The organism is Atopobium sp. ICM42b, from assembly GCA_000564995.1.
Lineage (GTDB): Bacteria > Actinomycetota > Coriobacteriia > Coriobacteriales > Atopobiaceae > Lancefieldella.
Map to the genome: position 1 here is coordinate 1 of JDFH01000004.1, position 1,501 is coordinate 1,501.

Annotated in this window: 1 protein-coding gene and 1 pseudogene; one reads left to right on the forward strand and one right to left on the reverse strand. The window is 42.6% G+C overall.

Annotation, left to right across the window (positions count from 1 at the left end):
• Positions 1 to 382, reverse strand: a pseudogene (locus HMPREF1493_RS01535) (hypothetical protein); the annotation flags it as partial.
• Positions 383 to 517: 135 nt separating this feature from the next.
• Between HMPREF1493_RS01535 and HMPREF1493_RS01540 the strand changes: the two are divergent.
• Complete coding sequence (locus HMPREF1493_RS01540; RefSeq protein WP_035427273.1) at positions 518 to 1,117, forward strand: hypothetical protein; 600 nt, start codon at positions 518 to 520, stop codon at positions 1,115 to 1,117.
• Positions 1,118 to 1,501 lie beyond the last annotated feature (384 nt).

Here is a 1,501-nt window from a genome sequence, read left to right on the forward strand (position 1 = left end):
AGCTTCCGGCATTACCTGCAAGGGTGATAGTAAGCTTTCCATCGGCATCAACAGACCAGGTAAAGGGCTTCTGAGCGCCGAAGCGAACAAACAAACCAGTGCCATCGTCAGAGAAGTCATAGCCATAAATTGCTAGATAAACATCTCTAACATCTTTGTACATGTCTTCAGTGACTGTGCCCTTATTTTCATCTTCGATTGACTTGGCTTCCCAAATGCCTACATAAGGAGCAAGAGCAGCTTTCTTCTCTTCTGCTTCCTTCTGAGCGGCAATCTCTTCAGGTGATGGTAAACCAAAGTTAAAGTTACACGCAGTAAATACAACACCTGATGAAAGTGCAAGGACCAGTGCACAAGTCAGCGCTAGTTGACGTCTTTTCATTAAGCATCCTTTCAGTGGGAGCAGCGCAAAATTAAAAAAATTAAGCCTCTACTATGCAATATGTTACAATAAATCTCTCAAATAGGATAATTTTAATATCCTGAACGGTTCTACCAGTTAAAAGGAGGACGATTTATGTCGCTTCCAACTCCACCAGAAGCACCACAAAAACCCGCTCAAAAACAAGAAACTCTAAGCAACGTTTATCTTTACGATAAAAACGACATCTCCCCAATTCCTCTTACTTACGATGTAATTGATTTTGGTAAACCTCAGGGAGCTGCTAGCCCTCTTGTTGGTTGGGCAGCCGGTGCGTTTTTTGCTGTTGGCGGCCTCTGGAATTTCTTTAATTTAAATGGTGAGGGCACCATTTTTGCAGGAATTCTTTTGTGCGCCATTGGTGGCCTACTTATTGCAGCTGGTTTCTTTATGAATGGCTATAGCATTATTGCTAATGCAAATGGATTCAGGTCTGGAACAGCCAATAGCGGAGAAGTTACCGAATGGCCTGTTGCTCGTGGTTACTTTACTGTTAAAGTCCGCCTTGGTACAAACAAGACAGCTCGCATGGCTATGAACAGCGCAACTTTAACTATTACTAGGCCAGATAACCTTCCTCTTTCTGTTCAGCAAGTTACTTTCACTGGTTCTAACACTGCTGAACTTAAGCAGCGCTGTGAAGTACAGGCTGACCGCATCTGGAACTGGGCTGTTGCAAAGGGATATATTTTTTAGAGTGTCCTAAAAGCTCGTTTAACCGCGAGCCACAAATCAAAAGATACCTTAAAAAGAAACGCCCCTAGAAATGAACTGCCTCCCATTTCTTGTGTCCAAGAAATGGGAGGCAGTTCATATGCGGGTGATTATGATTCTGTAGCGTGTTAGCGTCGGCTTTTAGGCCTGGCGCACAAAATAGTGCAGCTTTCTTGTGTTCTGCTGAAGAATCGACATATTCTTAATCAAGATAGCCAGGCAGCTAGGCGGTCGTACTACCCGATATTCATCTCTATGCATAAACTTAACCTAATATGCTAGAAAATGAATAGACTCATATAAGAAATTTAACTATCGATAAATTCTGTATCTACGGAACACACCTAAGTCGGATAATCTGCTCAG

Bases quoted from the DNA above. Each gene is read 5' to 3' on its own strand.
- HMPREF1493_RS01540 (WP_035427273.1), top strand. From the start codon at position 518: ATGTCGCTTCCAACTCCACCAGAAGCACCACAAAAACCCGCTCAAAAA.